This is a genomic window from Xanthomonas sp. SHU 199 (assembly GCF_000364665.1).
In the GTDB taxonomy this organism is placed as follows: domain Bacteria; phylum Pseudomonadota; class Gammaproteobacteria; order Xanthomonadales; family Xanthomonadaceae; genus Xanthomonas_A; species Xanthomonas_A sontii.
Genome location: NZ_AQOI01000728.1, coordinates 1 through 4,393, shown reverse-complemented (window position 1 = coordinate 4,393; position 4,393 = coordinate 1). Strand labels below are relative to the sequence as shown.

Annotated in this window: 5 protein-coding genes and 1 pseudogene; 1 reads left to right on the top strand and 5 read right to left on the bottom strand. The window is 70.3% G+C overall.

The annotated features are described in order from the left end of the window. The 4 genes and pseudogenes from D183_RS0120300 to pmbA form a co-directional block, all read right to left on the bottom strand. Positions 1-223 (bottom strand): annotated as a pseudogene (locus D183_RS0120300) (DUF1800 domain-containing protein); the annotation flags it as partial. Positions 224-395: 172 nt separating this feature from the next. Further along, positions 396-773 carry a DUF4870 domain-containing protein gene (locus tag D183_RS0120295; RefSeq protein ID WP_017910613.1) on the bottom strand — a complete coding sequence of 126 codons (378 nt, stop codon included), beginning with the start codon at positions 771-773 and terminating at the stop codon, positions 396-398. 176 nt (positions 774-949) lie between these two features. After that, entirely contained in the window at positions 950-1,348 is a 399-nt protein-coding gene (locus D183_RS25440; protein ID WP_017910612.1) for a DUF4870 domain-containing protein, read from the bottom strand. Between the two features lie 37 nt (positions 1,349-1,385). Next, entirely contained in the window at positions 1,386-2,750 is a 1,365-nt protein-coding gene (gene pmbA / locus D183_RS0120285; RefSeq protein ID WP_017910611.1) for a metalloprotease PmbA, read from the bottom strand. A gap of 95 nt (positions 2,751-2,845) precedes the next feature. Between pmbA and yjgA the strand changes: the two genes are divergently transcribed. Beyond that, positions 2,846-3,442, top strand: a complete 597-nt coding sequence (yjgA, locus tag D183_RS0120280) for a ribosome biogenesis factor YjgA (RefSeq protein ID WP_017910610.1) — start codon at positions 2,846-2,848, stop codon at positions 3,440-3,442. A gap of 159 nt (positions 3,443-3,601) precedes the next feature. On the opposite strand, the gene D183_RS0120275 is transcribed toward yjgA, so the two are convergent. After that, a partial coding sequence (locus D183_RS0120275) for a metallopeptidase TldD-related protein (RefSeq protein ID WP_017910609.1) occupies positions 3,602-4,393 on the bottom strand: 792 nt, incomplete at its 5' end.

Here is a 4,393-nt window from a genome sequence, read left to right as displayed (position 1 = left end):
CGCCGGCCGCCTGCTGCCGCGCCTGGCGGCGTTCGCGCTGGTAGTCGGCCTCGCGGCGCAGGTAGGCCAGGCTGTCGGGCAGGCCCTGCAACGCCGGCGCCAGCGGCGGCGACTGCAATTGCGCGGCCAGCCAGGCGCGCGGCTCGCCCATGGCGGTCAGGTCCCCGGGACGGGCGCCCAGGCCGAAGCGGTTGGCGGCGCTCAAGCTCTCGCGGCGGATCATGCGGCGCTCCGGTGATGGCGACAGCCTTGCAAACGCGTAGCACGGGCCGCGGTTGACCGGCCGGTGGCGGCGTTGCGCCTGGCCGCCCTGCGACCTCCCGCCGGAGCGCGGCGCGGGCACAAAAAAGGCCCGGCGCAGCGGCCGGGCCTTCGGGGACGCGTCGCAGGCGTGCTTACTTGATCAGGCGCAGCGCGAACGGGTAGCGGTAGGCGACGCCGTCGTTGGCCTTGATGCCGGCCAGGATGCAGAACACCAGGTTCACCACCCACACCACCGGCATCAGCAATCCGCCGATGACGATCACGCTGAGCACCACGCAGATCACGTACGCGATGGCGACGGTGATCTGGAAATTCAGCGCTTCCTTGGCCTGGTCGTTGAGGAAGGACTTGGCCGGATTGTCCTTGTTCACCAGCCAGATGATCAGCGGCACGATGAAGCCGGCGATGATCCCGGACAGATGGGTGATCAGCGCGACAGTGCGATCTTCCTGGGGGCCTGCCGAGGCCGGCGGCGGCGGCGGGGCAGTGACGTTGTCGAATTCGCTCATCGGTATTCCGTTCCTTTGGTGGTGAGGGGACAAGACGTTTGGCGCGTCACTCTCGGCGGCTGGCGCAGCGCTGTCAAGCCAAGCCGGCAAGGCGGGAAGACGCCTCGACGGGCTCAAGGATCGCCCGCTCGGCAACCGCGGCGCTGATCCGACGCCCCATACGGCAGCGGATCGCGCTAGCGGCGACCGAGCATGGCCTTGGCCGCCGCGTATAGGCTGACGCCCATCGCCACAAGCAGCATCACGACCAGCAGCCACCCGAACACGAGCACGGCACCGAAGATCAGCACGCTCGGCGCCAGCAAGACCGCACTCAGCAGGGACAGGCCGAAGCCCATCCGCATGGCCTGGCGCGCGTGTTCGGCGACAAACGGCTGCCTGCCCCGCATCGCCCACCATTGCGCGCCCGGCAACAGCCACAGCAACAGCAGCCACCACAGCGCGTCGCCCAGGTGCACATTGCAGGCGGCGAACAAGCCGATCCACATCGACAGATGCGCAAATGCCGCCAGCGCGCGCTCCCACGCGGGCGCGGGGCCGTCGGTGATCGTGTTCTCGGTGTCGCTTGCCTGCATGCCTGTGCGCCCTTGCGCGCTGCCTGCGTCGCGGCGCTCAGTCGTTGCCGGCCACCGTCATCCTGCCGACCAGCACCGCGCCGATATGCACATGCGAGCGCACGTCGATGTCGGCGCCGACCGCCTCGATGTCCTGGAACATCTGCCGCAGGTTGCCGGCGATGGTGATTTCGTCCACCGGATAGGCGATTTCGCCGTTCTCGATCCAGAATCCGCCGGCGCCGCGCGAGTAGTCGCCGGTGACCGGGTTGACGCCGTTGCCCATCAGGTCGGTGACCAGCAGGCCGCGCGGCAGGCCCTTGACGATGGTCTGCAGGTCGGTGGCATTGGCCGCCACCTGCAGGTTGTGCACGCCGCCGGCATTGGCGGTGGTCTGCAGGCCCAGCTTGCGCGCCGAATAGCTGCCCAGCACGTAGCGCTGCAGCACGCCGTCGCGCACCAGCGGCGCCTCGCGGGTGGCCACGCCCTCGCCGTCGAAGGCGGCCGAGCGCAGGCCGCGGCGCAGGTGCGGCCGTTCGTCGATCGCGAACCACTCCGGGAACAGGCGGGTGCCGGCGCTGTCGAGCAGGAAACTGGCGCGACGGTACAGCGCGCCGCCGGACACCGCGCCAAGCAGATGCCCGATCAACGAGCGCGCCATCTCCGGCGCGAACAGCACCGGCACCTCGCCGGTCGGCAGCGAGCGCGGCTGCAGCCGCGCGACGGTGCGCTCGGCGGCACGGCGGCCGATCGCCGAGGCGCGTTCCAGGTCCTCGCGTGCCAGCGCGCTGCTGTACCAGCCGTCGCGCTGCATGCCGTCGCCCTGCCCGGCGATCAGCGTGCAGGCGATCGAATGGTGGGTGCTGCGCTCGCAGCCGACGAAGCCGTGCGAATTGGCATAGACCGACAGGCTCTCGCTGCTGCCGGCCGAGGCGCCGTCGGAATTGCTGATCCGCGCATCGGCGTCGCGGCCGGCGGCCTCGCAGGCCAGCGCCAGGTCGATCGCCTCCTCGGCCTGCAGCGGCCACGGATGCCAACGGTCGTAATCCGGCTGCGCGCGCGCCATCATCGCCGCCTCGGCCAGGCCGGCGGCCACATCGTCCTCGGTGTAGCGGGCGATGGCGCAGGCCTGGGCCACGGTGGCCTCCAGGCTGGACTCGTGCAGGTCGGCGGTACTGGCGCTGCCCTTGCGCTGGCCGAAGTAGACGGTGACGCCGATGCCGCGGTCGCGGGTGGATTCCACGGTCTCCACAGCGCCCAGGCGCACGTTGACGTCCAGCCCGCGGTCTTCGCTGCAGCTGACCTCGGCCTGGCTGGCGCCAAGCGCGCGGGCGCGCGCCAGCAGCCGTTCGGCGATGTCGGACAGGCGCTCCAGGCGCTGCTGGCTGTCGTCGCGGTGCAAATCGGGGGTGATCGCGTTCAATGCTTTATCCTTGTTGTGCGAATCCCTTCGCCCCTGTCCGGCCGTCCTGGCCGGATGTGTTGATTTGATTTCCAGCCCGATCGAGTAGTACGAGCATGCGCGGACGCGACGAAGACACCGGTGAATTCCGCGGCGAAAGCCGCAGCCAGCAACGCCGCGAGGCGCTGGAAGTGCTGAGCCTGGGCGAGAAGCTGGTGGCGCTGACCCCGGCGCAGCTGGCCAAGCTGCCGGTGCCCGAGTCGCTGCTGCCGCACATCGCCGAGACCAAGCGCATCACCTCGCACATCGCGCACAAGCGGCAACTGGCGTTCCTGGCCAAGCAGATGCGGCGCGAGGACGAGGCGGTGCTGGAGGCGATCCGCGAGGCGATGGACGTCAACAGCGACAGCGCGCGCCGCGAAGTGGCGGCCATGCACCGGGTCGAGGACTGGCGCGAGCGGTTGCTCGCCGAAGGCGACACCGCGCTGGCCGAACTGCTGGCCGAGCATCCCGACGCCGACCGCCAGCGGCTGCGCCAGCTGGTCCGCAACGCCAAGGACGAGCGGCTGAAGAACAAGCCGCCGCACGCTTACCGCGAGTTGTTCCGGGAGCTGCGCGAGATGATCCTGGGTGGTGCGTCGGGAATGGGGAATGGAGAATCGGGAATCGAAGAAGCGGACGACGACGCGGCGTTCGACGACACGCGCGACTGAGGCGCGGCGCCGCCGGCTGCCCCGCACGGCCGCAGACACACTCCCAGCATCGTAGCTGGCAAGGCGCGCGATGAACCTATCCGGCAGGCCGGCAACGCCGCAGCCCACCGCGGCGCCCGCTTTGCCCATTCCCGATTCCCGATTCCCCACTCCCGGCTCCTAGGCCGTCCCGCCCACGGTCAGCCCGTCGATCAGCAGCGACGGCTGGCCCACGCCCACCGGCACGCTCTGCCCGTCCTTGCCGCAGACGCCGACGCCTTCGTCCAGCGCCAGGTCGTGGCCGATCATGCGCACCTTCTGCATGGTCTCCGGGCCGTTGCCGATCAGGGTGGCGCCCTTCACCGGCGCGGTGACCTTGCCGTCCTCGATCAGGTAGGCCTCGGTGGCCGAGAACACATACTTGCCGCTGGTGATGTCGACCTGGCCGCCACCGAAGTTGACGGCGTACAGGCCCTTCTTCACCGAGCGGATCATCTCCTCGGGATCGTGCTGGCCGGCGCGCATGTAGGTGTTGGTCATGCGCGGCATCGGTAGGTGCGCGAACGATTCGCGGCGGCCGTTGCCGGTCGGCGCCACGCCCATCAGCCGCGCGTTGAGCGTGTCCTGCATGTAGCCGACCAGCACGCCGTCCTCGATCAGGGTGGTGCAGTGGGTCGCGGTGCCCTCGTCGTCGACGTTGAGCGAACCGCGGCGGCCGTCCAGGGTGCCGTCGTCGACGATGGTGACGCCGGGCGAAGCCACGCGCTGGCCGATGCGGCCGGCGTAGACGCTGGTGCCCTTGCGGTTGAAATCGCCTTCCAGGCCGTGGCCGACCGCCTCGTGCAGCAGCACGCCGGGCCAACCCGGGCCCAGCACCACCTGCATGACCCCGGCCGGCGCCGGCACCGCCTCCAGGTTCACCAGCGCCTGGCGCAAGGCCTCGCGGGCGAAGGCTTCCGGGCGGCCGTCGGC

Coding starts and splice junctions, on each gene's coding strand:
- D183_RS25440 (WP_017910612.1), bottom strand. CDS start 1,348: ATGCAGGCAAGCGACACCGAGAACACGATCACCGACGGCCCCGCGCCC.
- yjgA (WP_017910610.1), top strand. CDS start 2,846: ATGCGCGGACGCGACGAAGACACCGGTGAATTCCGCGGCGAAAGCCGC.
- D183_RS0120295 (WP_017910613.1), bottom strand. CDS start 773: ATGAGCGAATTCGACAACGTCACTGCCCCGCCGCCGCCGCCGGCCTCG.